Raw genomic sequence first — 26,586 nt, forward strand, 5'->3', positions numbered from 1 at the left:
CTTCGAGTAATTTCTACCATCTAATCAATGAAAATAATTTCGATCGATTAACCAGTAAAAATCCACACAAGTTGTTCTTCTTCAATTCTTAATGAATTTTTCACCACCTCATCAGTGGCAAATCAACGCAATAAATACTCACAAACTTAACCAGTAAAGCTAAGTTCTATTTGCTTCATCGCGTCGGGATGTGTGCATTATAGGAGATTTTTTTTGGTGCGCAAGTCTTTTTAAACATATGATTTATTGAGTGTTGCTTTTTTAGACCAAAGCCTGCACAACAAACCATCGAAAACACCACAAACCAATGATATTAAGGAAGAAATTTTTAATTTTATATTTCTTCCTTATTTTTTACTTTTTGCTCTTTATCTGAACACTTATGATTTTAACCGGTTGTTTTGGTACATTTTGATGCATTCCTTGGTTTCCTGTAGGTACATTGACGATTTTATCAATCACCTCCATACCCTTAGTCACTTTACCAAACACTGCATAGCCAGCATCTCTTTGTGAACGATTGAGGAAACTGTTATCAGCAACATTTATAAAAAATTGACTCGTTGCAGAGTTAGGGTTATTGGTTCGAGCCATCGCTAATGTGCCACGGGTATTCTTCAGACCATTATCTGCTTCATTCACAATAGGTGCTTTTGTTTTCTTCTCAACCATATTCTCATCTAAACCACCGCCCTGAACCATAAATCCAGGAATCACACGATGGAAGATCGTACCTGTATAGAAGTTGCTTTTAACATAGCTTTCAAAATTCTTCGCTGACACAGGAGCTTTATCATCAAAAAGCTCTATTTCAACATTCCCCATGCTGGTTTTCATTTCAACCATTGTATTTGCAAATAAATGACCACTGGCCAAAAGTAAACTTGTTGTAATGAACAACGTTTTCATCATTGCTTTTCTCAACTTGAAAATAGGTTTTTTGTGGACATTCATCTTAGTTTTACAAATTCATTTTTGCTATTTTTATTTGTTACGCTAAACAACACCTATGTTTCACGTGAAACATAGGTTCATCGGCAAATTAACTATGTTTATCCCAAAATTTTCTAAAGTTTCTCGCAAGCTCAATCGTATTACGTTTAGCTTTGCTTGAAATTGGGGTTAGGTTGATAAAACCATGAGTCTGATCAACATAATTGACATATTGAACTTTGACGCCGCTTTGTCTGAGTTTATGACTATAGATTTCCCCTTCATCATGGAGTAAGTCGTGCCCAGCCGTAAGTACGTATGCAGGTGCAAGCTTGCGAAGGTTGCCATAGGTAGGTGAAACAAGCGGATCATCTAAAGCAACGTTGTGCTGGGTCACATAATAGTCTGTCACATAATCCACATCCTTACTGGTCAGCACTAAACCTTGACCATACGCATAGAATGATGGGTGTCTACTTTTAAAATCTACAGTTGGATAAATTAACAGTTGTGCTTGTGGTGCGTATGCCTTGCCCACTGTGTGCTGTGCCACAACGGTACTGATATTGCCACCAGCACTGTCGCCAGCAACCGCAATACGATTTTTATAGATCTTGAGTTGGCGACGATTCTGATAAACCCAAGCCAAAGCATCTTCACATGATTTAATCAGTAGTTGCGGTGAGGCTTCTGGTGCAAGCGGATAATCAATACTCAAGACTTGTACTTTTGCGTATTTCGCGATTAAACGGCATGCTTCATCATGTGTGTCCAAACCACCTACGACAAAACCACCGCCATGATAAAAAACAATCATCGGTAGTTTTTTATTTGGCGCTGGGTGAAAGTGACGGGCAAAAACCGTTCCACTTTGCAAAGGTAATCGAATATCTTCAACCGATTCAATCGAAGTCGGCTTATTTAATATTGCCAACATCTGTGCATCAAATTGGCGTCTTGACTCGATCGGATCGTCACTCAAAAAACCAATACGCCCTTGTTTAATTTGGACGGCCATCAAACATTTGGTAAATGCATCCAAATCTGGGTACTGATATGCATAGCCTAAAACCTTCGCGAGAGACTCTTGTACGATTTTAGGCAGCTTATCCAGCACTCGTGCAGCAGGACCTTGTCCATTATCTAAAATTGTTTGAATTTTTTGAGGTAATGCTGTCACGTTTTTCCCCTTCTCATGTTGTCCATCATTCTTGTTCTATCCGACTATATGCCCTTATAAAGTCATAGATCAAGAATTTAAAAATAAAATCTAAGCTAAATGGCTGATCTGCAAAAGTCATTACCCATTCTGCTTATCTATATACTATTTTTAGGTCAATCAATGTTTTTGCGTTGAAGAGAAATAAAAAACTCAAAAAACAAAATTCCGCTTTTTGAGTTTTTATCACGTCTATATTTTTATTAACGACCAGCCGATGCTGAACCTGAGACATTAACTCCAACTTGTCCTGGTTGGACTTGTGCCTTTACGCCAGCACCTGTTTTAACACCATGAGAACCAACACCCACATTTGTAGAACCAGTTGCCTCCACAGAAACACAACCAACCATTGGGCTTAACGCAATACACAGTACCGAGATTATAGTGAACTGTTTCATAAATTTTTCTCTCAATTAGATCAATACAAACAATTTGGTTTGTGAAATATCATCATTGCTGTTTTGTCTATCAATCTACAAGTCCACATGACTTATTTTTACTGTCAGTTTGGCAAATCTTTATGCGTTTTAAATTCGCTCTAAAAGTAAAAAACTAGAATCATTTTATTGATTCTAGTTTTTATTTATCAATTAATCTGTATCACTTAAGGGCATCATATATAGCAGTATATGTTTAGATTGATCTGCTGGCATCAACAGACAATCTATTGCCCGACTAAGTTTAGATTATTGTACTGATGCCTCAGCATCAACCGCACCAGATACGTCAGCAGATGGGCTAGCTGATTCAACACCCATAGAAGTATCCGCTTGTATGCCTACACCGCCTTGCACGCCAGTTGGGCTTGCGCTGGTTTGAGCAGAACCAGAAGCTTCTACACCACCTTGAGATGTACAACCTACCGCTGTGAATGCTACACCTGTTACAACCATTGAAATCAATGCTAATTTTTTCATTGCTTACTTCCTTTCATTATGACAAAAAGCAAAGTCGCCTTTGCGTTGCCTATGATTCACAATTTTTTTCTCAGACGTGATGCGGATTGGTTGTAGTTTGTAGTGGAAGCTGCATTATTTTGCAATTTTTCTTAAATCAGTCGTTTTCACAATTCACATGTCTTTTCATTTAAACAGCCTTACTAAATAACTATTAATACAGCATTTTTTTATTTTTATTTTGGCTCTATATCGCAAATTGTTGTTTATATTATGTTTTTATAATTCATAGAACACTGCATAACTGTCTTATAAGATTACAATTGCGTAGTTTTTATTGAAAATGAATTAAGCAGCAATAAAAAACCGTGGTTTTAGTCCACGGTTTTTAGCCTTTTTTACTGTGATTTTAAGGCCACTGCATCTCACCCTATACTACTTTTGCACCCAAATCCAAACTATCAGACTCACCTAAAGCTGGATATTGTTTTTGCATGGATTGTATTAACTGGGCTGAATCCTTGGTGACTTTCACTGCTTTCTCATATTGCTTTAAATAGTCTATCGAGAAGTTCACTGCGTCTAAACCTTCAGCCGCCCCTGCTTTCATATGGGCTGGTACCACAGTTGTCGGTTTTAATGCTTTGATACTTTCTAAAGCCTGAATCACCTCAGCACGGTCTTTTGTGGTCGGAGTATCTGCCATCCATAAATGGATGCCTGAGGATACTGGAATCCCACCTACGACCGCTTTAGCACTTGGGATCCACAAATAAGTCAGCTCCTTTTTACCCTTAATTTCAATGCTTTCATTTTCAAACTTTAAGGTTTTCGCTGTATAGGCTTGAGGAATAATAATTTGAGTCGGTGCATTGGCGCCCATTTTAGGTCCCCAATACTGCACTTTCAAAGCTTGTGTATCTTGAATATGTTTAACGGTTTCAGGCGTTGCAATGATTTGTACATTTGGGAAGTATTGCTTAAATACATCTAAACCAAAATAAAAGTCTGGATCACCATAACTCACAAAAATCGTTTTTAACGTTTTACCGCTATCAAGGATGTCAGCCGCGATACGCAAAGCTTCTGATTTAGAAAATTGTGCATTGACCAATAACACTTCTTTATCACCTTCTATTAAAGTTGACGTGACTCCAAAGTGCTCAGGTTTCGCCAGAAAATTTTGAATTTTTAATTCTTGTGCGAAGGTGTTTGATGCTGCCGCGACTGTTGATAATGCAGTGAATGCAATTGCATAAGGTTTTAAGTTCATTTTTTCATCTCCAATCTGATAGAAAACACTATAAATTGCATTTACTACTGAATAAACAGCCTAAATTAAGATAAAATGTTGCATATCTTGCAACAATCAAAAATAAATATGGATACATTAAAAGCCATTCAGGTCTTTGTTTGCATTGCACATCAAGGCAATCTCAGTAAAGCTGCAGAACATTTAGATTATTCTAAAGCGATGGTGTCTCGTTATCTGGAACACCTCGAACAAACCTTTTCAACTCGACTGTTTCAACGTAACACGCGTAAAGTATCACTGACACCTGCTGGCGAAAAAGCACTGGTGTATTGCGAAAATATTTTACAGCAGCAACAACTATTAGCCGGCCTGGCTGCTCCAGAGCAACATACGGGTACGATCCGCTTTACCTGTGGCTTATTTTTATTTCAGCTCGGGGTGAATGAATGTATTAGACAGTTTAAAAAGCGCTATCCTCATATCCAATTTGATGTGTATTTGACTGAAAATACCGTTGATTTGATCGATGCACAGGTTGATCTGGCACTCCGCATTACTCAAAAAGTCGCGGATGGACTAATTGCACGTCCCGTCTGTCAAATTGGCTCTATTTTTTGTGCTCATCCACATTATCTAAAAGATCATACGGCCCTTTCACACCCCAGCCAATTGATTCAGCATGAATGTATTGCCCACTATACTCATAATCAATATTGGACTTTGTTTGATCAAGATCAACAACCTCAGAACTATCCCTTAAATGTGACCTTTAAAAGCAATGACGTGATTGCGCTGTATCAAATGTGCCTCGCAGCGCAAGGGATCGCCATGTTGCCGACGTTCCTCGTCCGTCAAGATATCACAGCTAACCGTCTGCAACAGGTGTTTACAGATTTTTCTGCACCCGATCTGACTTTGTCTTTAGTCTATGCATCTAGACAACATTTACCAAAAATAACCCAAGAATTTATTGCTTTCGTGATCGAAAACTTAAATTTTTACCTAGATCAGCAAAATTAAAAGATTTAAATCGACCTGAACGCTTGAATTTTGTCGGGTTGCCCATACTTCATCCATATCTATGAATGACCAATATGTGGCAGTTCGGGTTTGATCCTATGAGCATTCACGCCAAAAGGACTGTACATGTTTAAGAACTTTTTTAAACGGAGATCATCAATGGCTAATGAGCACAATGAGCAAGCTCAAGACATTCAAAATGAGCAACAACCTGAACAAACTCAAACTGAAGGTGTAGAGCAAGCAACAAACGAGCTTAGCGTTGAAGATTTACAAGCGCAAATCACCACACTAGCAGAAGGTTTAAAACTAGAAAAAGCACGTGCAGCGAATGCAACCTATGAAGCAGAAAAAGTGAAAGAACGTTTAGAACGTGAAGCTGAAACTGCGAAAAAATTTGCTTTAGAAAAATTTGCCAAAGATTTACTCGACTCGGTCGACAACCTTGAGCGCGCGATTCAAGCTGCGGGCGATGAGCAGTCGCCTTTACTTGAAGGTGTACAACTGACCTTGAAATCATTGCTCACCACGCTAGAAAAATTTGATGTGGTTGCAGTAGATACTACCAATGGCTTCAATGCAGATCATCACCAAGCAGTCGGTCTTGACCCAAATGCCAAAGCAGGTGAAATCGGCACGGTACTACAAAAAGGTTATACCTTGTCTGGTCGTCTCTTACGTCCAGCGATGGTCATGGTTGGTCAATAAAGCACAAGAGCAACGTGTAAATTTGCTCAAAGTACAAAGAATTTGAGAGTTTTTTGATTTTTTTTCATAAAAATGCTTGAAAAAAACCGAATGACTCTCATATCGAATAACAAGCAAATCCCCTTTCGGAAGCAACGCTTTTCAGCCCCTTAATTTAGGGGGGAAATAAGGGGATTCAAAAAATTTTAGAGGAACACACCAAATGGCGAAAATTATTGGTATTGACTTAGGTACTACCAACTCATGTGTTGCTGTACTTGAAGGCGATAAAGTAAAAGTAATCGATAATGCAGAAGGCGCACGTACAACTCCATCAATCATTGCCTATAAAGATGGCGAGATCTTGGTTGGTCAAAGTGCAAAACGTCAGGCTGTAACCAACCCAAAAAATACATTATTCGCAATCAAGCGTTTAATTGGTCGTCGCTATGAAGATGCTGCGGTACAAAAAGACATCGGTCTTGTACCTTACAAAATCATCAAAGCTGATAACGGTGATGCTTGGGTTGAAGTGAATGATAAAAAATTAGCACCTCAACAAATTTCTGCTGAAATCTTGAAAAAGATGAAAAAAACTGCAGAAGATTATTTAGGTGAAACTGTAACAGAAGCGGTTATTACTGTTCCTGCTTACTTCAACGATGCACAACGTCAAGCAACTAAAGATGCGGGTCGTATTGCGGGTCTTGATGTTAAACGTATCATTAACGAACCAACTGCTGCTGCACTTGCGTTCGGTATGGACAAAAAAGAAGGCGATCGTAAAATCGCGGTTTATGACTTAGGTGGCGGTACGTTTGACGTATCAATCATCGAAATCGCAGACCTTGATGGCGACCAACAAATCGAAGTTCTTTCAACCAATGGTGATACTTTCCTTGGTGGTGAAGACTTTGATAACGCATTGATCGAATTCTTAGTTGAAGAATTTAAGAAAGAACAAAGTGTGAATCTGAAAAATGATCCACTTGCGTTACAACGTTTAAAAGAAGCAGCTGAGAAAGCAAAAATCGAGCTTTCTTCATCAAACGCAACTGAAATCAACCTTCCATACATCACTGCTGATGCGACTGGTCCTAAGCACTTAGTGATCAACGTTACTCGTGCAAAACTTGAAGGTTTAGTTGCAGACTTAGTTGCTCGTACGATTGAACCTTGCCGTATCGCACTTAAAGATGCTGGACTTTCAACCTCTGAAATTTCAGACGTGATCTTGGTGGGTGGTCAGTCTCGTATGCCACTTGTACAACAAAAAGTACAAGAATTCTTTGGCAAAGAGCCACGTAAAGACGTGAACCCTGACGAAGCTGTGGCAATGGGTGCTGCGATTCAAGGTGCGGTATTGTCTGGTGACAAGAATGACGTACTTTTACTCGACGTAACACCATTAACCCTTGGTATCGAAACAATGGGTGGCGTGTTAACTGCAATTATTGAGAAAAACACCACGATTCCTGCGAAGAAATCACAAGTGTTCTCAACTGCTGCTGACAACCAACCTGCTGTAGACATTTCTGTGTTCCAAGGTGAACGTAAAATGGCTCAGCAAAACAAATTATTAGGTAACTTCCAACTCGGCGACATCCCACCTGCTCCACGTGGTGTGCCGCAAATTGAAGTTTCATTCGATATCAACGCTGACGGTATCTTAAAAGTATCTGCGAAAGACAAGAGCACAGGTAAAGAGCAATCGATCCAGATTAAAGCAAACTCAGGTTTGTCTGATGCTGAAATCGAAGCAATGATCAAAGATGCTGAAATCAATGCAGAAGAAGACCGTAAGTTTGAAGAGCTTGCGAAAGCACGTAATGAAGCAGACGCTTTAATTACTAGCTCAAACAAAGCAGTGAAAGATCTTGGTGAACAAGTGACTGCTGATGAAAAAACTGCGATTGAAACTGCGGTTTCTGAACTTGAAGCTTCAACAAAAGAAAATGATGTTGAAGATATCAAAGCAAAAACTGAAGCTTTACAAAACATCTTGATGCCAATCACACAACGTGCTTATGAACAAGCACAAGGTGCTGCGGGCGGTGCTGAAGGTTTTGATCCAAATGCATTCCAAGGTGGCGATGCGGGTCAACAACAAAAAGCGGACGATGGCGTTGTAGATGCTGAGTTCACAGAAGTAAAAGACGACAAAAAATAATTTGTCGCTCTAAAAAAGACCGCGCGAAAGCGCGGTTTTTTTGCATTAAATTTTTATATCAATACTTAAATTCAAATTAGTTTTAGCTACAGTGAGGCTGTGACTTTCATAAATGAATTAAATCTTATTTCTAGAAAGTAACTATTAGGTAGATTTAGATTGATCAAAATACAGTTCACCTAAGATCGGCATAAATAACGGAATCACGCCACAATCCCTAATTTCTTCTATAAACTCAGGTATATTCACATCAGGTAATAACTGCGGTGTCTCATCAATCGGCGTCACCATACTATCCCAATGGCATGGGATAATATATTTTGGCTTGAGCAGTTGCACCACATCTCTGACGTAATTTGGTCGGTATTTACGTCCAATTGCACACAAACAAACGATATCCGCCCGCCGCCCTTGCAATTCTTGTTCGATAAAATCCGCTGAATCGATATGTACCACGCTCAGTTTGCCAGTATCAATCCACCAATTAAAGACTTGTCCATGCTTTAGCTGATGAAATTTGGGTGGATAAGGTGGTGGTGTAGTCATGTCTCCGGGTAGTGGCACACGTCCAAACAGTGCTTTGCCATGAATCGAAGGTAGCCCAACAACTTGCCATTGCCCACACGCAATAATCTCTCGTCCTATTGTTTCTAGCATTTGCTGTTCAGACAAACCTGCCGATCGCCCATACATGAGACTCGCTTGAGAACCAACTAACCGTGCGCCTGTTTGCTTACACACTTCAGGGGCATCCAAAATATGATCATAATGTGCATGTCCAATCAGCACATCATCTGCCTGTGGAATGTATTGTTTAACCAATTCTGGATCACTGAGCAAAGGTTGAGTGAGTGTATGCCATAGGCTTGGACGACTAATAAATGGATCCAAAACCAACGTACGATATTGATCTGATAGGATAAAACCTGCCGTGCCTAAATATTTAATTTTTAAATTTTCGTTTTTCGCTTGGGCTGGAGAGCAAGCTGTCCATGTCGGATCAGGTGTTTTGAGTAAATATTTCAGCATTTAGATTCCCTTTCATTTTATTTTACTTATCCGTTTTTGCTTAGAATAGCTTAAATATGGCAGCTGTACTCATACATAACAAGTGCAATGTTAACGCTCAAGGAGCGGTATCACAGATCACCAACTTGATACACACAAACTTTATGTATAATTCAAAATGTTAAAATGATGATATAAATAAAAGATGAAAGCTGATCTTGTTATTGCCAAGCCTCTATCAACCTTTATTTTCAAAAATGTTAAATGATACGAATCGTTTTTATATGTCTTACACTCTTTATTTTATGGTCTGGCTATCAAAGCTACCAGCATCCTCAGCTCAAATTTAACTCGCTTTTGGATCGGATCACCCACCCTTTCGATACACGGCTTCGCTATCGTATAGCAGAAGTTGACCCCCGCTTTAAACTCAGTGTTGAACAAGTGAAAGAGATTAGCCAACAAGCCACACAAATTTGGAATGATGGGACAGGAAAAGAATATTTTGTATATGATCCTAACGCTCAACTGAGTATCCATTTAATTTATGATGAACGTCAAATTGAAAGTGAACTACGTCGACAACATTTGACTGAGCTAGATGCAAACCAACAACAATGGCGAAATAAGAAGAAACAGCTTGATCAAATCGAACAAGAAATGATGCAAAACAAACAATCTCTAAACTTAAAACGACAACAACTCGATCAGCAAATTCAACACTACAATCAAGAGCAACACGCTGCCCGACTCAAGCCGTCATCGACTGCGCATCAGCAATATTTCCAACAACGGCAACAGGTTTTACAACAAAATATTGAATTATTAAAACAAGAAATAGCGCAATACAATCAAAAGGTTATTGAGCTAAATCAAAAAGTTGATGAGCTGAATGCACTGGATCAACAATTAAATACCTCAGTCAGTCAGTATAAACAACGTTTTCAGCCCCATTTATTTCATAAAGGCTTATTTAACGGAAAACAGATTCTCATTTATGAGCTTGAATCCAAGGATGACCTAAAGTTAACACTGGCGCATGAGTTTGGACATGCTCTAGGGCTAAAACACAGTGATGACCCGCATGCTCTCATGCATCCGATTATGAAAGATCAAGATGCTGCTAATTTTCGTTTAACACCAGCCGACCTGAATTTATTGTTGGCACGTTAATCCAAACAACCTGTTGAAATCTGATCAAGCAAGAATCTAATCAAAATTCTATTCAAGGTTAAGCATGGTGATTTATAGCTACGAGGCAGCGCATGACAAAAATACCAGTAGACCATTCATGTCACTAATAAACAATTTTTGTCCAAAGGGAAAAAACTTTTCAGTTTGCGATGATTCTTACAAAAGTTAACAATTTGATCATTTTACAGCCAGTTTTACTTTTATTTTAGTCATATAAAGCTTAATCCTTTGATATTTTTCGACTTATGATAAAAAAACAACCTGTTTTTTGATTTATTTATTGTGTATATCATTCGTTTCTTTGTTCGCTTTATTAGAACAAAATCACAATTTTTAGCTTTATTTATTAAATAGATAGCACTTTGACCTAAGCAAAAAATTACTCAAGAATAAATTTTATTTTTGGGGACTTTACATGCGTGATCAAGGTTTAATGATCGTCATTGCGACATGCTTATACATGGGCGTGCCTCATGCAAGTTATGCTCAAAATCATTCGCATGGTGCAGCTCCCCATAACCACCATACGGTTGAAACACCAATACATTACCGTATTGCAGAGATCGACCCAAGATTCAACTTAAGCAGCCAGCAGGTGCTTGAGCTAACCCAACAAGCTGCAAATATCTGGACACAAGAAACGGGAAAACAACATTTTATTTATGATCCACACGCCAAATTTAGCATTCACTTGGTTTATGATGAACGTCAACAACAGAGCACTCATCGTGTTCAAAGCTTGGATCAAATCTCACAACAACAAAAACAATGGGAAAATCAGCATCAGCAGCTACAACACGTCAAAGATGAAATCGAAAAAACCACAGCCTTGCTCACCAATAAACAAGCGCAGCTCACCGCCCAATTTCAACAATATAACGCAGATGTACAGCAGTTTAATCAACAACGTTCATCGTCAAAAAATTTAGCGAATCAGCTCGCCCAGCGCCAAAAAATACTGCAACAACAAGCCGCTACACTACAGCATGACATGCTACTGCATAACCAAAAAACACAGCAAATTAATCAGGAAATTAAAAACTTAAATCAAAAAAACCAGCAACTTGTTGCCGCAGCGAATCAATTTAATCAAGTCTTTCAACCTCGTTTATTTCATAAAGGTCATTTTAATGGCAAGCAGATTGTTATTTATGAGTTTACGACTGCAGATGATTTACGTTTAACGCTCGCACATGAGTTTGGACATGCTTTGGGATTGGCACATACAGATGATCCTAAGTCGCTAATGTATCCCGTTATTCAACAGCAAAATTTGCAAAGATTTTCTCTTACTGATTCTGATCGAAACTTGGTAAAAGCAATATACTGAGCATAAAAATACCTCCAGCGCTGAACTATACAACCAGACAGGCAGTCTATTTTTTAGACAAATAGATTTTTAATTTTACATGATATAGATCGTATTTTATTAAGTTAATTATCGCTATTTATACTGATTATTTTTGCTAATACTATCATTTTTTTCATTCGAGAATAAAAAATAAATAATTGTTGCTACATTAATTTTAGCTAAACCAACCTTAAAACTAGAGAATTTTGGCTCAATTAAGCATTTATTTTCTACAAATGTATTTTTATTCATTGTCTATAAATATTTTTCAACCCCGTGAATTTAAATACATTTCATCAAATTGACTAATCATAAAAGCTGATTAAAATACAGCCCTTTTCAAGCTTTATCTCCTACTATGCGTTTATGTTCCCTCCTATTGGCCGCATGTTTTTTTATGCTGGCTCAAGCATCGGCTTTTGCTCAAATTTCCTCAAATTCTACCCAGAGCCAAGTCCGCTATAATACAGAGCGCCCTTTGCACTACCGTATTGCCAATTTCGATCCTCGCTTAAAGATTAGTCAGCAGCAAATGATTGATTTGAGCAAACAGGCGGCAGCAATTTGGGAAAAAGACACAGGACAGCATTATTTTGTTTATGATCCTGAAGCTGAGTTTTCCATTCATTTAGTCTTTGATCAGCGTCAAATTCGTAGTATGAAACGCGCTGAAAGTTTGAATCAATTAGAACATGAACAACAAATTTGGCTAAATGAAAATCAACAATTACAACAGCTCAAACAAAATGTAGCGCAATCAAAACTGCAACTTGAATTGCAGAAAACTGAATATCAAACCCGTGTTGAGAATCAGCAACAACATAAACAGCGAAGCTCGATTAAAACCTTATTTACGTCAATTCAAAAACAACAACAAGATCTTGAACAACAGTCTGTACAGCTACAAAATCGTATTGCTAAACATCAGCAGTTGGTTCAGCAACTTGACCTACAAACAGAAAAGTCTAAACAACTTTACCAACAATTAACCCAATCAATTGCTGAATTTAATCAAACCTTTAAGCCTCAGACTCTACACAAAGGTCAATTTGATGGGGACAAAATTTTTATCTATGAGTTTTCTTCAATCGATGACCTACGGCTAACTTTAGCGCATGAATTTGGACATGCCTTAGGACTAAAGCATACCCAAGATCCAAAATCTTTGATGTACCCGCGCATCAAAGCACAAGATGCCAAAGATTTTAAACTCACCAATACAGATTTGGAGCTATTGGGTTTTTCTCGCTAAGGCTTGAGCTGTACAGGCTAACGGACATTTATAAGCTGATGTTTTTGTAAGATGATAAGAATGGGTCGATTGTTTTGATTTATTCATGTTATTGTGGAGTGAAAACATCATCTTAGCCTAAATGGAGATCAGCATGAGTTATTATCATATCTTAATTGAAGTGAATGACCACATCAGTACGATTGAGCAGACTCGTGATATCGAAATCTTGGATATTCAAAATATTAGTCCCTATCTTCATTCGATTTTGATTCCTTATTTCAATGAGCAAATCCTCGAGCTTGAAGATGAAAATATTGCGCATGATGAAATTCTACATTTAGAGGTAAAACAGACCTTATTACCGATTGAGCATTTAATCGAAGAAGAACAAAAACAATTGCCGAGTGATACTGATGTCACCATTACCGCTTATGAAATTTTTAATGATCGTGATTTAAGCCAAGATGTGACTGCGGTGATTTTTGATATTTTAGAAGCTGTAAAATTAGATGCCGCACCATAAATAAAAAAAGGTCTGCTATTCAATGAGCAGACCTTTTTTATTACTACGATTTACTGCATCATTTTTTTGGCTTGTTCTTGACGGAATGCAGCTAAAATCTGCTGTCCAGCACGGCCTGTTGGATTAAGTCCCAAACGCGTTTGTTCTTGACGAATCGCTTGACGACTTTTGTCTCCAATTAATCCGTCTACAGCACCAATATCATGACCACGTTGAATCAAAAATTGTTGAATTTCACGACGTTCTGCTCTTGATGTTCCCGCATCATCTGTCGGCCATGTCGTTAAAAATGGCGTCCCACCTCGCAGACGGTCAGACAAATGTGCGATGGCTAAACCATAACTTTCAGCTGCATTATAGCTATAAATCGCATCGAAATTTTTAAACACCAAGAACACAGGACCATTGGCACCTGAAGGTGCAATCAAACCTGCAGGCGTACTGCCTGATAAATTTCCTTGCACCAAAGCCCGACCATCCGCACGCGTTACGCCCTGAGCAATCCAACTATTCAGTGACTTTTTATTACGACGGCTTTCACCAGAAATCGACATGCCTTGTGGAATTTTCACTTCAAAGCCCCAAGGCATCCCTGTTTGCCAACCCGCACGTTTTAGAAAGTTTGCTGTTGATGCCAAAGCATCTGGAATACTGGAAACAAGGTCACGGCGACCATCACCATCAAAATCTACAGCTAAACGCTCGTAGGTAGATGGCATAAATTGGGTATGCCCAAACGCGCCTGCCCAAGAACCAAAGAGCTGATCTTGGGTGACATCACCACGTTGTAAAATACGCATGGTGGCAAAAAACTCACCACGGAAATAACTCTGACGGCGGCCTTCACAGCTCAATGTCCCTAATGCTTGTAATAAAGGATAGCGTCCAGAAATATCACCAAAATTACTTTCCACACCCCATACCGCGACAACGGTTTCGGCGGGAACGCCATAAGCTTGCTCTACTCGTCTTAATACATCACGATGTTGCGCTAATTTTTGCTGTCCCGCTTGGACTCGCTCGTTATCGACCAAACCCGATAAATAATCCCAAATCGGTGTTGAAAACTCAGGTTGATAGTTCAGTCGATCAATCACCGAATAATCCGCAGTCAAATTTTGGGTATAGCGGTCATAATTCGCGGCTGAAACACCAGCAGCAACAGCTGAAGATCGTAAACTCGCCAGACAACTCTGAAAATTTCGAGTCGGCGTAAAACTGCTGTTATTTGCAGCTGTTGGCGTTGTTGTAGTGGTCGTAACTTTTGCGCCATTGATGATCAGCTCAGCATGGGCACTATAAGATAAGGTCAACAAGGCAGAGCCTAGAAAAAAAGGGAAATAATGTTTCATGTCTTAACCATAATTTTTGAATTCAAATTTCTTGTTCACCTTAACACGCTCTATCAAGATGTATAGTTTGGAAACGTAACTTTGAATTCATTCTTCCTCGTTTAAATTTAAAGTTCTCTTTTTAAATTCAAAACACAGACACTATTTAAATTTAAAAAACTCAAGCGCCATGTTTTGAATTTAAAATAAGCTTAACTCAACACATCAACTTTGAATTTAAAACACAACCAGAACGTCGCATCAGTTTTAAATTCAAAAACAACATAAGCAACTTCTCATGTTTTAAATTCAAAAAAAACACTCCGATTTAAATTCATTTTAACAACCCAACCGATGAGATCAGAAGAGAAAATTGCTAATTTATAGCTATTTATTCACCTCAAAACACTTATAACCCAAGAAAATAGATACCCACAGGCCCATCATTTAAATTCAAAGCAACGATACTCACCACTTTTAAATTTAAAACTTGAGCGCTTTTTTAAATTCAAAAACAACATAAGCAACTTCTCATGTTTTGAATTCAAATTAAACCCTATAATTTAAATTCAAAAGTCAGAAATAAAGTTATCCACACCTCAGCATAAATCCAACAGCATTCATTTTTTGAATTTAAAAAATAACGGGCATAAAAAAGCGATCCGAAGATCGCTCAATTGTGGATAAATATTTTAAATTTAAATACTCATTTCATCCGTCAAGGCCAAAGGCACAGGTAAAATCTGAGCAAGTTGACGACATAAAACAGTTAAATCATCGCGATTATTCGGCATCAAAGTAATATGACCCAACTTACGACCTGCACGCTCAGACTTATTATAAAGATGTAAATGCGCACCGTTGAGTGCTAACACATCTTCAGATTTTGGATGCTGACCAATAATATTGATCATTACCGTAGGACGAATCACCTCAGTTGAACCAAGCGGTAATCCAGCAACTGCACGAATATGGTTTTCAAATTGCGAGCAAATTGAGCCTTCAATCGACCAGTGACCTGAATTGTGTACGCGACATGCCATTTCATTGGCATATAAACCTTGTTCAGTCACAAACAATTCAAGCGTCAGCACACCCACATAATTGAGGTGATTCAACAAACGGGTAATATAGTCTTGCGCAACAGGTTGTAAATCAGTGCTATTTGGCGCAGGCACAATGGAGTGTGACAAGATACCATTGTGATGGTGGTTTTCAGCCAATGCCCATGTTTTAACATCGCCATCTTGACCACGAGCCGCAATAATCGATACTTCACGGCTGAATTTTACGAAACTTTCAGCGATCAAGCTTTTGGCAGGGCCAAGTTCAGCCCAAGCGGTATCAATTTGATCTTCTGAACGTAATACGAATTGACCTTTGCCATCATAGCCGCCTGTCACGGTTTTCAGTACGATAGGCAAACCTAAGTCGGTTACAGCTTGTTTTAAGCTATCTAAGCTGTCTACCGCACGATACGGCGCAACTGGAATACCTAATTCATCGAATAAGCTTTTTTCAGCTAAACGATTTTGTGCAGTTGCCAAAGCAAGGCGAGGAGGGTGCAATGTCTTGGTTTGGGTCAAAACATCGACATCCGCGACAGGGGTATTTTCAAACTCAAGGCTAAATACATCTGCACTGGCAATAAAATCCTGCAAAGCATGCTCATTTTTGCTTGAGAACACAGGCCCTAAAATCGCCGCAGGGCAATCTGTTTCTGCTTCAAAAAAGCTACATTGAATATTCAGTGGGAGGGCTGCTTGCGCCATCATGCGTCCAAGTTGCCCGCCGCCAAAAATACCGATGGTTTTATTCATTTATATGACTCTCTTGCTCAGACAAAGTCTTCGCCTTCTTGCGGAGCAAATCCTTAAAGCAATGCTTTAAGTTTGCTTGTCCTCATTCATGACCAGGAATGTTTTTGCTCGACACTTTTTCAGTTTGTGCAGTACGGAAATCCGCAACATTTTTTGCGATCTCAGGACGGGTTAAACCGAGAATTTGAGCTGCCATGATTGCTGCATTGGTCGCACCAGCTTGACCAATCGCCAATGTTCCCACCGCAATGCCCGCTGGCATTTGTACGATTGAAAGCAATGAGTCGACACCATTTAAAATAGAAGATTTAACAGGTACGCCGAGTACCGGTAAATCAGTCTTGGCTGCACACATCCCCGGTAAATGCGCTGCACCACCAGCTCCCGCAATAATCACTTGGATACCACGATCACGGGCTGTTTCAGCATATTCAAATAAACGGTCTGGGGTACGGTGCGCAGAAACCACTTCAGCTTCAAATGCAACACCCAATTGTTTGAGCATATTTGCTGTATGTTCAAGCGTTGCCCAATCTGATTGAGAACCCATGATAATCCCGACTAAAGGTTGGCTATCTGTTGCGACCGCATTCATTGGCTTTTCCAAAACTTGATAAAAATAGAGCAGTGTCTCGACTTACGCCAAGCACAAAGGAATAAATTGGCAGATATTATAGCGGTTTTTTCAAGCATCCCCAACTAAAGAACGCTTTTATAACCCGCCCAAAATTTAGCTTTGATTGCGAAAAACGAAATAGACACAACCAAGTAAACACAACATTGCCCAAACATAATCCAGCTTAAAAGGCTGTTTAAACATAAACAGTAAAAATGGGACAAAGACCAATAAGGTCACCACTTCCTGAGTAATTTTCATTTCCCCCAAACCCCAGCCATTTTGACTCAATAGTTTGGTGGCAGGAATCATAAAACTGTATTCGAGTAGGGCAATACACCAACTCAGTAAAATCGCCTGCCATATCGGTGCATCATGTAAGTATTTTAAATGGCCGTACCATGCCAAGGTCATAAAACAATTGGAAATCACCAATAGACAAAGCGCTAAAAGAGTAGGGCTCAATTGTATTTACTCTAAGAATTTTGCAATAATTTTATATTAAAATTAGTTCTTAGATAAGATTTGAAAAACATAAGGATGCTATGAAAAAATTATTTTTAATGACTATTTTATTTTTCTCAATCAGTACGAGCCATTCTATGGAATTAGATTTAGACAATCAAAATGAGGCACTATCTGATTTAGCCGTCATGTTTTATAGTGAAAAAAATGACCCTGTATATCAGTTTGAGACTTTAAACCCTGAAAAATTAGACTATTCTATTGAAAGTTTAAAACTCATTGATACTTATTTATCTGGTTTCAGAAAAACCAATTTAGATCAAATCTCACATGATCAAAGATTTAAGACCATTTTACGCACAGGTGCTTATGTTGGGGAAGTAATAAGAAAAAATGATAAAAATAGACAATGGTATTGGGTCGACTATGAGACAGCAAAAGAAATAAACCCTGATTTTTTTAAAGACAAAGACCATTCCATTGGACTTGCCGCTGTACTTACGGATGGTGAAAGTTTTATATTCCCGTTGAATAAAGTTGTTAAATTTCTGCAAAATGGTGAAGAGGATAGTGTGCATTTTTTTGCAACTGTAACGTTGAAATCTTAACACTTCTTGCTTTAATTTTAAGTAAACAACAACAACGAATTTTGACTATCTTTTCCATATCAGCCTTGCTATCTTTTGAGGCAAATTTTTAATTGCATTACACACGTTTATTGCGTGATTGGATAAAGAGAGAAGCATGATGCATCTGCATATTTTGGGTATTTGTGGCACATTTATGGGGTCTTTGGCTCTATTAGCACGAGATTTAGGACATAAAGTCACAGGCTCAGATGCCAATGTTTATCCACCGATGTCAACTCAATTGGAAAATGCAGGCATTGAGCTGATGCAAGGCTATGACCGTAGCCATTTGCAACCGCATCCAGATCTAGTCATCGTGGGCAATGCCATGAAACGTGGCATTGATGCGATTGAATACATGCTCAATGAAGGTTTGCCGTATATATCAGGTCCACAATTCTTAGCAGATCACGTGTTGCAAGGTAAACATGTACTGGGGGTCGCGGGGACACATGGTAAAACCACGACCACGACTATGCTCGCTTGGGTACTCGATCAAGCAGGTTTAAACCCCGGCTTCTTGATCGGTGGTGTGCCACTTGGTTTTAGTGAAAGCGCGCGTTTAGGCGGTGGCAAATATTTCTGTGTTGAAGCAGATGAATATGACTCGGCTTTCTTTGATAAACGTTCTAAGTTCGTTCACTATCACCCTAAAACGGCGATTTTAAATAACCTTGAATTTGACCATGCTGACATCTTTGATGATCTTGCTGCGATTCAAAAACAGTTCCACCATCTCGTGCGCACCATTCCAAGCGAAGGGCGTATTATTGCACCGATTACCGAAACCAATATTGATGAAGTGTTGGAACAAGGCTGCTGGACACCTGTGGTTCGTACCAGCCTAAAGCCTAATACTCAAGTCGCTTTATCTGCTGAATTGATCAATACAGATGGCAGTCATTTTAAAGTGCTTGAACACGGTAACGTGATCGGTGAAGTAAAATGGAGCATGACAGGACAGCATAGCGTTGCCAATGCTTTAGCGACTATTGCTGCCGCGCAACATGTTGGTGTCAGCCTTGAACAAGCCTGCGATGCATTATCGAATTTTGGTGGTGTAAAACGTCGTATGGAATTGTTAGGTACTATACGGGGCATCGAAGTCTATGATGACTTTGCACATCACCCAACCGCGATTGAAACCACACTGGACGGCGCACGAAAGCGTCTAGGTGAGCGTAAACTTTGGGCGATCATTGAGCCACGATCAAACACCATGCGTATGGGTAGCCACAAAGATGGTTTAGCGCATTCAGCACGTTTAGCGGATGAAGTGATCTGGTATCAACCAGAAGGTTTGGATTGGGATTTACAACCCATCATTTCTGCATCATCAAACAACGCCGAGGTCAGCCGTTCTTTGGATGACATCATTGCCCGTGTAGTGAATGAAGCAGGTGAGGGCGATGCTGTGGTGATCATGTCGAATGGTGGCTTTGGTGGTTTACATCAAAAATTGATTACGGCTTTATCGTGATCTTTAAACGACATTTAACCTAAGTGAAACTTCAATATTTTCTCTCACTTATTGAAAAAATTGTATTTCAACGGAGTCTTACAAGTTCTCATCCAATTTCAGGATCAGCCTGCGGCTCGCCCTACTTTTCTTTCGGGAAAAGTAGGCAAAACCATTGTCATCTGCAAAACCTGAGGTACGAATAGCAAAGATTAATAATCTTTGCCGTACCGCAAGGTGAAAGCTCTGCTTGAACAACAAACTACGCACTTTGTTTGTCTTGCACTACACCAAAGCTTCAAACGCTTTGGCTAGTTCAGGTTGCAGATGACATTTCCGAGTATCATATTTCATCGAAGTCATGTTAATTCAGTATCGTGACAGGCGGCATGGATGCCGCCAGTTGGACTGTGGTATAAGGATATACCATCAGTCCAACAAAGGATTTTTGTTACTTTTCATCCCTGAAAAGTAAGGAAACGCCTATACCCAAACAAGTCAATGATTCAGCCTATATGAGGCTGTCAAACTTTCCAAATAGAGATATCTCCGTTCTATTTTGAATGGCAATTAACTCAATTTATTCACTAATTTCAACGGCAAAATCTTCATTGCAATCCCCACAGGCAACCACGGCCACTGTGGTACATACGCTTTTACAGGTGCTTTCTCAATTGCTTTCACTAAAGCTCGACAACCCGTTTTCTCATCCACTTCAAACGGCAATTTTTTTGCGCCCTCATTCAACTCAGTCCGAATATAACCAGGGAAAATCGTTGAAACTTTGATTGGTGTATCCAGCAACTCAGCACGAATCCCTTCGGCCAAATGTGCAACTGCGGCTTTGCTCGCAGCATAGGTCGATAAATGCTTCGGTAAGCCACGCATTGCACTCATCGAAGAAATCACCACCAAATGCCCTTGATTCTGCGCTCTAAAGATTTCAACCGCCGCTTCACATTGCGCCAATGCGGAAATAAAGTTGGTTTCTGCCGTGGCGCGATTAATTTCAAAATGACCTTTGCCTATACGGCGTCCTTCACCGACACCTGCATTGACAATAATACGGTCAATGGTGCCAAATTCTTGCTGAAAGGCTTTAAACACTGTAAAGACATCATCATAACGAGTGACATCCAAAACTTTAATTTTGACCTGAACCGAAAATTGGTTTTCTAGCTCTTTTTTGAGGGTTTCTAACCGCTCTAAACGTCGTGCACAAAGCGCAAGGTTGTAGCCTTTGGCAGCAAACTCACGCGCCATACCTGCACCTAAACCTGAACTTGCACCTGTAATTAAAATCGTCTTTGCCATGTCTGCCACCTATTCTTGTTTAAATCCATGTTAAAAGTTCTGCATCTTGTGCTTTTAAATAATGATGCTCATTAAAACTAAGTAATTGCAAATGACCATTGTTCCAACGCAACGTCGTGATACTGGCATTGGCAAGTGACCAATTCAGTGCAAAAATTTGTTTGGCATTTAGCCCCAACACCTTGCCCACCGCCACTGAAATCACACCACCAGAGCTAAATACCACCGCTTGACGATGTTGTGTGGCGTCCATGCTTTCACACAGTCCTTGCAACGCTATTTCCACTCGTGATTGAAATCCTAACCATGTTTCATGATATTCATGGTCATATTGCTCTCCAATCCAACGATCAATCGCACCATCAAAGATTTTAGCCAGATAAGCACGCGGGTTTGCCACTTGTGCAATATCCTGTTTGAGCAATTCAGGTTGCTTAAAACGCGGTTCGTATTGTGCAAATACCTGCTGATGATCAAACTCGTTCCATGCAGACTCAGTCTGAATCAGCACATTCTGAAAACTTTGCGATAAAGCCAATTGTGCTGTTTGTTGATGACGTTGCATTGACCCAGCCACCACTAAGGGTGAAGATTTCAAAGTCTTGTTGAGAAACTCACCCGCTACTTGTGCCTGTTGCTCGCCTTTGGCTGAGAGCTGGTCATAACTGGCTGCACCAAAGGACGCTTGCCCATGTCGCACCAAATATATTGTGCTCATGGCTTTAAAATATCCTGTAATTTCGCCACACATTCAGGAATAAGTTGCTGCGCCGCTGTATTGTCTTGAGCAATCAGTTTTAAGGCCCGAATATGCAAAGCATGAATCATGATCCAGAAATCTTTAAAGGCTGGATTATCGGTTTGTTGATGGTAGTAGCGATAATAAATTTGTTGCGCAATCACGGCTAAACGGAACAGACCAAACACTTCATAGAAAGCCCAATTTTCAGGTTGTAAGCCTGTTTTCTCAAGATAATAATTCACCACTTGTTGACGCGTCAGCATGCCTTTTAGATTGGTGGGCTGACGTCGAGTGGACTTCATCAAAGCATCATCATCATCCTGAATCCAATAGGCGAGGGCGCTACCTAAATCCATCAACGGATCGCCCAAGGTCGCCATTTCCCAGTCCAAAATACCAATCACTTCAGTCGGTTGATTTGGATTTAAAATCACATTATCAAAACGCCAATCATTATGAATCACACAGGTTTTCACGTCGTTAGGGATATGCACTTGCAACCATTGACGCACAAAAGCAAAATCAGGCACGTTCGGGGTCAGTACTTTGCTATACCGCGCATCCCAGCCCTCCACCTGACGTCGACAATAGCCGTCACCTTTACCGATTTTTTCTAACTCAGTGCCCTGATAAGGGACTTGATGTAGTTCAATCAATTTATCTAAGACATTCAGACAAAGTTGCTGTACCTGTTGCTCATCGAGTTGTAATTCTTTGGGTAAATTGGCACGCGGAATAATACCCTCAATCCGCTTCATCACATAAAAATCACAACCGATGACACGCTCGTCTTGGCATAGCGCAACCATTTCGGGCAGTATTGGATAGAACGGGGCGAGGTGCTTTTGCACATTGTATTCACGGGCCATATCATGCGCGGATTTGGCTTTGGTGCCTTTGGGTGGGCGGCGTAGAATCAGATCTGCATTGTCATATTGCACACGGTAAGTCCAATTGGAAGCACCGCCTGAATATTGGGTCACGTGCGCTTGCCCTTGTAGCACCACAGCTTGTTTTTTTAACCATGTTTCCACTGCGGAAATATCCAGTTCTTCACCATGACGAACCTGTCCACCCACATCAATCACTGTCATTTTCTTATATCCTTATTTACGACCATAGCCACGTTTTTTTAGTTCTAATTTGGCAATCATGCCCTTATGAACTTCATCAGGTCCATCAGCTAAACGTAAACTACGGGCTTGATTAAAGAATGCCGTGAGTGGGGTATCTCGTGAAACACCTTCACCACCGTGGATCTGAATCGCCATATCCACCACATTTTGCAATACCGTTGGAGCAACCACTTTAATCGCAGAAATTTCAGTCAGTGCAGCCATATTACCCATGGTATCCATCTTATAAGCGGCATACAGCGTCAATAAACGGGCTTGGTCGATTTGTACACGTGCTTCAGCCACGCGCTCTAAATTTCCACCCAATTTCAGGATTTCTTGACCAAAAGCTTTACGTGACATGCCACGATCAATCATCAGCTCCAAGGCTTTTTCTGCTGCGCCAATGCAACGCATACAATGGTGAATCCGCCCAGGCCCTAAACGACCTTGTGCAATTTCAAAGCCTTGCCCTGCACCACCAATAAAACTACTGACAGGGACACGGACATTGTCAAAGCTGACTTGGCCATGACCATGTGGCGCATCGTAATCACCAAATACAGGCAACATTCGCTCAATCGTTACGCCTTGCGTATCAATCGGCACCAATACCATAGAGTGTTGATGATGACGGTCTTTACTCGAATCAGGCGTATAGGCCATGAAAATGATCACTTTAGCGTTGGGATCACCCAAACCAGATGACCACCATTTACGCCCATTTAACACAATCTCATCGCCATCAATCACCGCTGTGGCTTGCATATTGGTCGCATCACTAGAGGCAACCGCAGGTTCCGTCATACAAAAGACCGAGCGAATCTCTCCATTCAATAAAGGTTGCAGCCATTGTTGCTTTTGCGCATCACTCCCATAACGCCACAATACTTCCATATTGCCGCTATCAGGCGCATTACAGTTAAATACCGTCGGTGCAAGTAAGCTACGTCCTGTAAGTTCAGCAATACGAGCATATTCCTGTACCGATAAACCAGCACCTAGCTCGGCATCAGGCAAAAACATATTCCATAAACCCGCGGCTTTGGCTTTGCTTTTCAGTTGTTGTAATTGTTCAGGCCATTGCCATTTGGTCCAATCGCCATCGACATTGAGTTGATGTACCTCATCCCAAAACGCTTTTTCAATCGGTTCTATTTCTTGTTGAATAAAGGCTTGCGTTCGTGCAATAAAATCCTGTGCGCGTTCAGATAATGCAAACATCATCAGCTTCCTCAAGGTAAAAATGTGGCGAAAGATCATTCGCTGCTTTACATCACCATAAGCGAAATTTTATTATGAATGAAATGATTTTATTTTATTTAGAACTATGAACAATATTCATAATACAACCCCCTTAGAAGTAGGGCATTTCCATCGTATTGATATCAATTTATACCCGCTTTTTATTGCGATTTTTGAACAAAAAAGTATTTCTAAAGCCGCACAACTGCTGTGTATTAGTCAATCCGCAGTGAGCCATGCCTTACAACGCTTACGTACGCAATTGAATGATGAACTGTTTGTGCGTAGCGGCCAAAAAATGTTGCCTACACCCTTTGCCGAGCAGATTTATCAACCCATTCAAACGGCTTTGCTGAGTATTCAAAGTATTGCCATGCCGCAACAAACATTTGTACCAAGTATGCTACAAAGCCTTAAAATTGCCATTCACGATGAAATCGAGCCGATTATTTTTCCACAATTGGTCAATCACTTTGCAGCGTTGAATCTCGATATTCAGTTTCTCAGCTCTAAACTGGATCGTAAAAATATGCTGGCTGATCTGTCCGCCCAACAAATCGATTTTGTGATTGATTTAGTGCAACCCTATCAAGCGAATTTACAATTTGAAAACCTGATTGAAGATCACTTTGTCGTATGTACTCAACAAATGGAAATGGATTTATCACTGTATTTATCTTCACCGCATATCGGGGTTTCCTCACGGCGCACTGGCATACTGTTGGAGGATATTTATCTCAATCGCCAACAACTGTCTCGCCAAATTTTTCTGCGTTGTCAGCATTATTCAACTGCTTTACAAGTCCTCTCACAATACCCGAATTCGATTTTGACCATTCCACAAAGCATTTTAAAGCACCTCAATTATGCAGAAAATCTGCATATTCATGCCTTACCGATCGAATTGCCGAAAATCAGCATGGGCATGTATTGGCATGACCATGTGAAACAAAATCCACGTCATCAGTTTTTACGTCAAGAGATCTTAAAAATTTTTAATTAAGCTCATAAGCACTATGCACACAAGCCACAGAGATGGAGGATATCGGCGATTCGAGCCTTAGACACAATCATTTGCGGTTCATCTAAAAATATGTAATGCTACGCGCAGATTTGGATGTCACCATCCATACGAAATTCGTTTGACAAGGGGAGTAGCCTCCTCCAAACCGAAGCGCTGAAATTAAAATGCTTCGGTGTCAGAGCTCCGTCATTACACTTTGCAAAAAGTCGGACTCTGAGCATCATCCTCATCGGTGATGTAGGCAAGACCTTGATCATGTTGAAACAGATGTTTTTTTAATTCATCTGGCAACTGGTCAAGGTTTTTTTATGCCGCTTCCATTTGCCAGATCGGGAGTGGTAATGGAATCTATCGGCAACTTATGGTTGTATCTTGTATTCTTTGGCATCGTCACTGTGATGCTATTGATCGATTTTTTAGGCTTTAAACAGAAACAAAACCAAGACGTGCCGATTCGGCAAGCCGCTTATTGGAGTGTGGCATGGGTCACTGCGGCCATCCTATTTGGTGGAGGCCTATGGCTGTATTTACAGCAAACCATCGGAACAAATATCGCCAATCAAAAAACCATGGAATACTTCGCTGGTTATCTGCTTGAGAAATCATTGGCGATTGATAATGTCTTCGTTTGGCTGATGATTTTTGCCGCGTTTGCCATTCCACCGGCCTTACAACGTAAAATTTTGCTCTATGGTGTACTCGGTGCGATTGTGCTGAGAACGATCTTCATTTTCATCGGTGCTTGGTTCGTTCAAGAGTTCTCTTGGGTACTGTATATTTTCGGCGCATTCCTTGTGTATACAGGCTTTAAATTCCTGAAAGGACAAGAGCAAGAAAGCAATATTGAAGACAATTTTTTACTCAAATGGTTACGCAAGCATATCCGTATCACCCCTCAACTTGAAGGTAACAAATTCTTCGTCCGACAAAACGGACTTTTGTGGGCGACGCCATTATTTTTGGTGTTGGTATTGGTAGAAGCGTCCGATGTAATTTTTGCGGTGGATTCGATTCCTGCAATATTCGCCGTGACCACTGACCCATTTATTGTCCTCACAGCAAACTTAATGGCGATTTTAGGCTTACGTGCGATGTTCTTTTTACTGGCAGGTGCTGCAACGAAATTACATTATTTACCTTATGGCTTGGGCATTATCTTGTTGTTCATTGGGACAAAAATGCTGTTGCTGGATGTGTTCCACATGCCGATTTGGATCTCACTCGGTTTTATCATCATAGTATTAAGTATTACGGCGTATCTATCGTTACGTCACAACAAGCGTCAAGCGCAATAATACGCTGAACATGAACAAAGGGACTTCAATCAAGTCCC

The 26,586-nt window shown here is 40.1% G+C and carries 24 protein-coding genes and 1 pseudogene; 11 read left to right on the forward strand and 14 right to left on the reverse strand.

Translation table 11 applies throughout. The features are described from left to right. Positions 1 to 354: 354 nt before the first annotated feature. From F991_RS13015 to F991_RS13035, 5 genes are all read right to left on the reverse strand, one after another. Positions 355 to 912 carry a peptidylprolyl isomerase gene (locus tag F991_RS13015; RefSeq protein WP_004672167.1) on the reverse strand — a complete coding sequence of 186 codons (558 nt, stop codon included), beginning with the start codon at positions 910 to 912 and terminating at the stop codon, positions 355 to 357. 130 nt (positions 913 to 1,042) lie between these two features. Beyond that, positions 1,043 to 2,113 carry an alpha/beta hydrolase gene (locus F991_RS13020; protein WP_004672170.1) on the reverse strand — a complete coding sequence of 357 codons (1,071 nt, stop codon included), beginning with the start codon at positions 2,111 to 2,113 and terminating at the stop codon, positions 1,043 to 1,045. Positions 2,114 to 2,355: 242 nt separating this feature from the next. Beyond that, positions 2,356 to 2,553 carry a hypothetical protein gene (locus F991_RS13025; protein WP_004672172.1) on the reverse strand — a complete coding sequence of 66 codons (198 nt, stop codon included), beginning with the start codon at positions 2,551 to 2,553 and terminating at the stop codon, positions 2,356 to 2,358. Positions 2,554 to 2,841: 288 nt separating this feature from the next. Then, positions 2,842 to 3,072, reverse strand: a complete 231-nt coding sequence (locus tag F991_RS13030) for a hypothetical protein (RefSeq protein WP_004672175.1) — start codon at positions 3,070 to 3,072, stop codon at positions 2,842 to 2,844. 409 nt (positions 3,073 to 3,481) lie between these two features. Then, complete coding sequence (locus tag F991_RS13035) at positions 3,482 to 4,324, reverse strand: MBL fold metallo-hydrolase (protein WP_004672177.1); 843 nt, start codon at positions 4,322 to 4,324, stop codon at positions 3,482 to 3,484. Between the two features lie 108 nt (positions 4,325 to 4,432). Between F991_RS13035 and F991_RS13040 the strand changes: the two are divergent. From F991_RS13040 to dnaK, 3 genes and pseudogenes are all read left to right on the forward strand, one after another. After that, positions 4,433 to 5,391 (forward strand): annotated as a pseudogene (locus tag F991_RS13040) (LysR family transcriptional regulator). 94 nt (positions 5,392 to 5,485) lie between these two features. After that, a complete protein-coding gene (gene grpE, locus F991_RS13045; protein WP_004672181.1) occupies positions 5,486 to 6,034 on the forward strand; it encodes a nucleotide exchange factor GrpE in 549 nt (182 codons plus the stop codon). A 202-nt stretch (positions 6,035 to 6,236) separates the two neighbouring features. Next, positions 6,237 to 8,183 (forward strand): molecular chaperone DnaK, encoded by a 1,947-nt coding sequence (dnaK, locus tag F991_RS13050; RefSeq protein WP_004672183.1) that lies wholly within the window; start codon positions 6,237 to 6,239, stop codon positions 8,181 to 8,183. Between the two features lie 144 nt (positions 8,184 to 8,327). Here dnaK and F991_RS13055 read toward each other — a convergent pair whose 3' ends face one another. Next, positions 8,328 to 9,212: an MBL fold metallo-hydrolase gene (locus tag F991_RS13055; protein WP_004672186.1), complete on the reverse strand. Its 885-nt coding sequence runs from the start codon at positions 9,210 to 9,212 to the stop codon at positions 8,328 to 8,330. A 243-nt stretch (positions 9,213 to 9,455) separates the two neighbouring features. Here F991_RS13055 and F991_RS13060 point away from each other — a divergent pair, with 243 nt between their 5' ends. From F991_RS13060 to F991_RS13075, 4 genes are all read left to right on the forward strand, one after another. Beyond that, positions 9,456 to 10,364, forward strand: a complete 909-nt coding sequence (locus F991_RS13060) for a matrixin family metalloprotease (RefSeq protein ID WP_004672189.1) — start codon at positions 9,456 to 9,458, stop codon at positions 10,362 to 10,364. Positions 10,365 to 10,800: 436 nt separating this feature from the next. Beyond that, positions 10,801 to 11,715: a matrixin family metalloprotease gene (locus F991_RS13065; RefSeq protein ID WP_004672191.1), complete on the forward strand. Its 915-nt coding sequence runs from the start codon at positions 10,801 to 10,803 to the stop codon at positions 11,713 to 11,715. A 379-nt stretch (positions 11,716 to 12,094) separates the two neighbouring features. Beyond that, positions 12,095 to 12,988, forward strand: coding sequence for a matrixin family metalloprotease (locus F991_RS13070; RefSeq protein ID WP_004672194.1), 894 nt, complete (start codon positions 12,095 to 12,097; stop codon positions 12,986 to 12,988). 121 nt (positions 12,989 to 13,109) lie between these two features. Further along, a complete protein-coding gene (locus F991_RS13075) occupies positions 13,110 to 13,493 on the forward strand; it encodes a hypothetical protein (RefSeq protein ID WP_171063489.1) in 384 nt (127 codons plus the stop codon). Positions 13,494 to 13,543: 50 nt separating this feature from the next. Here F991_RS13075 and F991_RS13080 read toward each other — a convergent pair whose 3' ends face one another. The 4 genes from F991_RS13080 to F991_RS13095 all read right to left on the reverse strand — a co-directional run bounded on the left by F991_RS13080 (position 13,544) and on the right by F991_RS13095 (position 17,731). Further along, positions 13,544 to 14,845 (reverse strand): lytic murein transglycosylase, encoded by a 1,302-nt coding sequence (locus F991_RS13080; RefSeq protein ID WP_004672200.1) that lies wholly within the window; start codon positions 14,843 to 14,845, stop codon positions 13,544 to 13,546. Positions 14,846 to 15,522: 677 nt separating this feature from the next. Beyond that, a complete protein-coding gene (locus F991_RS13085) occupies positions 15,523 to 16,644 on the reverse strand; it encodes a 5-(carboxyamino)imidazole ribonucleotide synthase (RefSeq protein ID WP_004672201.1) in 1,122 nt (373 codons plus the stop codon). A gap of 82 nt (positions 16,645 to 16,726) precedes the next feature. After that, positions 16,727 to 17,239 carry a 5-(carboxyamino)imidazole ribonucleotide mutase gene (gene purE, locus F991_RS13090; protein WP_004672203.1) on the reverse strand — a complete coding sequence of 171 codons (513 nt, stop codon included), beginning with the start codon at positions 17,237 to 17,239 and terminating at the stop codon, positions 16,727 to 16,729. A 135-nt stretch (positions 17,240 to 17,374) separates the two neighbouring features. Then, entirely contained in the window at positions 17,375 to 17,731 is a 357-nt protein-coding gene (locus F991_RS13095; protein ID WP_265588201.1) for a DMT family protein, read from the reverse strand. Between the two features lie 74 nt (positions 17,732 to 17,805). Between F991_RS13095 and F991_RS13100 the strand changes: the two genes are divergently transcribed. After that, positions 17,806 to 18,333, forward strand: a complete 528-nt coding sequence (locus tag F991_RS13100; RefSeq protein WP_004672207.1) for a hypothetical protein — start codon at positions 17,806 to 17,808, stop codon at positions 18,331 to 18,333. Between the two features lie 139 nt (positions 18,334 to 18,472). Beyond that, on the forward strand, positions 18,473 to 19,834 hold the full coding sequence (gene mpl, locus F991_RS13105) for a UDP-N-acetylmuramate:L-alanyl-gamma-D-glutamyl-meso-diaminopimelate ligase (protein ID WP_034595691.1): 1,362 nt from the start codon (positions 18,473 to 18,475) through the stop codon (positions 19,832 to 19,834). 549 nt (positions 19,835 to 20,383) lie between these two features. Here the strand turns inward: mpl and F991_RS13110 are convergent. Genes F991_RS13110 through F991_RS13125 form a run of 4 tightly spaced genes read right to left on the reverse strand, consistent with a single transcriptional unit; the run spans position 20,384 to position 24,208 of the window. After that, a complete protein-coding gene (locus tag F991_RS13110) occupies positions 20,384 to 21,127 on the reverse strand; it encodes an SDR family oxidoreductase (RefSeq protein WP_004672211.1) in 744 nt (247 codons plus the stop codon). Between the two features lie 19 nt (positions 21,128 to 21,146). Beyond that, a complete protein-coding gene (locus tag F991_RS13115) occupies positions 21,147 to 21,845 on the reverse strand; it encodes a histidine phosphatase family protein (protein ID WP_004672213.1) in 699 nt (232 codons plus the stop codon). After that, the gene (locus tag F991_RS13120; RefSeq protein WP_004672215.1) at positions 21,842 to 22,963 is read right to left on the reverse strand and encodes a phosphotransferase family protein; all 1,122 of its coding nucleotides are present in this window, start codon (positions 22,961 to 22,963) and stop codon (positions 21,842 to 21,844) included. The genes F991_RS13115 and F991_RS13120 overlap by 4 nt, the downstream gene beginning before the upstream one ends. 12 nt (positions 22,964 to 22,975) lie before the next feature. Then, complete coding sequence (locus tag F991_RS13125) at positions 22,976 to 24,208, reverse strand: acyl-CoA dehydrogenase family protein (protein WP_171063490.1); 1,233 nt, start codon at positions 24,206 to 24,208, stop codon at positions 22,976 to 22,978. A 106-nt stretch (positions 24,209 to 24,314) separates the two neighbouring features. On the opposite strand from F991_RS13125, the gene F991_RS13130 reads away from it, so the two are divergent. Continuing rightward, entirely contained in the window at positions 24,315 to 25,232 is a 918-nt protein-coding gene (locus F991_RS13130) for a LysR family transcriptional regulator (protein WP_004672219.1), read from the forward strand. A gap of 362 nt (positions 25,233 to 25,594) precedes the next feature. Further along, positions 25,595 to 26,548, forward strand: a complete 954-nt coding sequence (locus tag F991_RS13135) for a TerC family protein (protein ID WP_004672221.1) — start codon at positions 25,595 to 25,597, stop codon at positions 26,546 to 26,548. Positions 26,549 to 26,586 lie beyond the last annotated feature (38 nt).

Origin of the sequence: Acinetobacter sp. CIP-A165, from assembly GCF_000367985.1 — a bacterium.
Lineage (GTDB): Bacteria > Pseudomonadota > Gammaproteobacteria > Pseudomonadales > Moraxellaceae > Acinetobacter.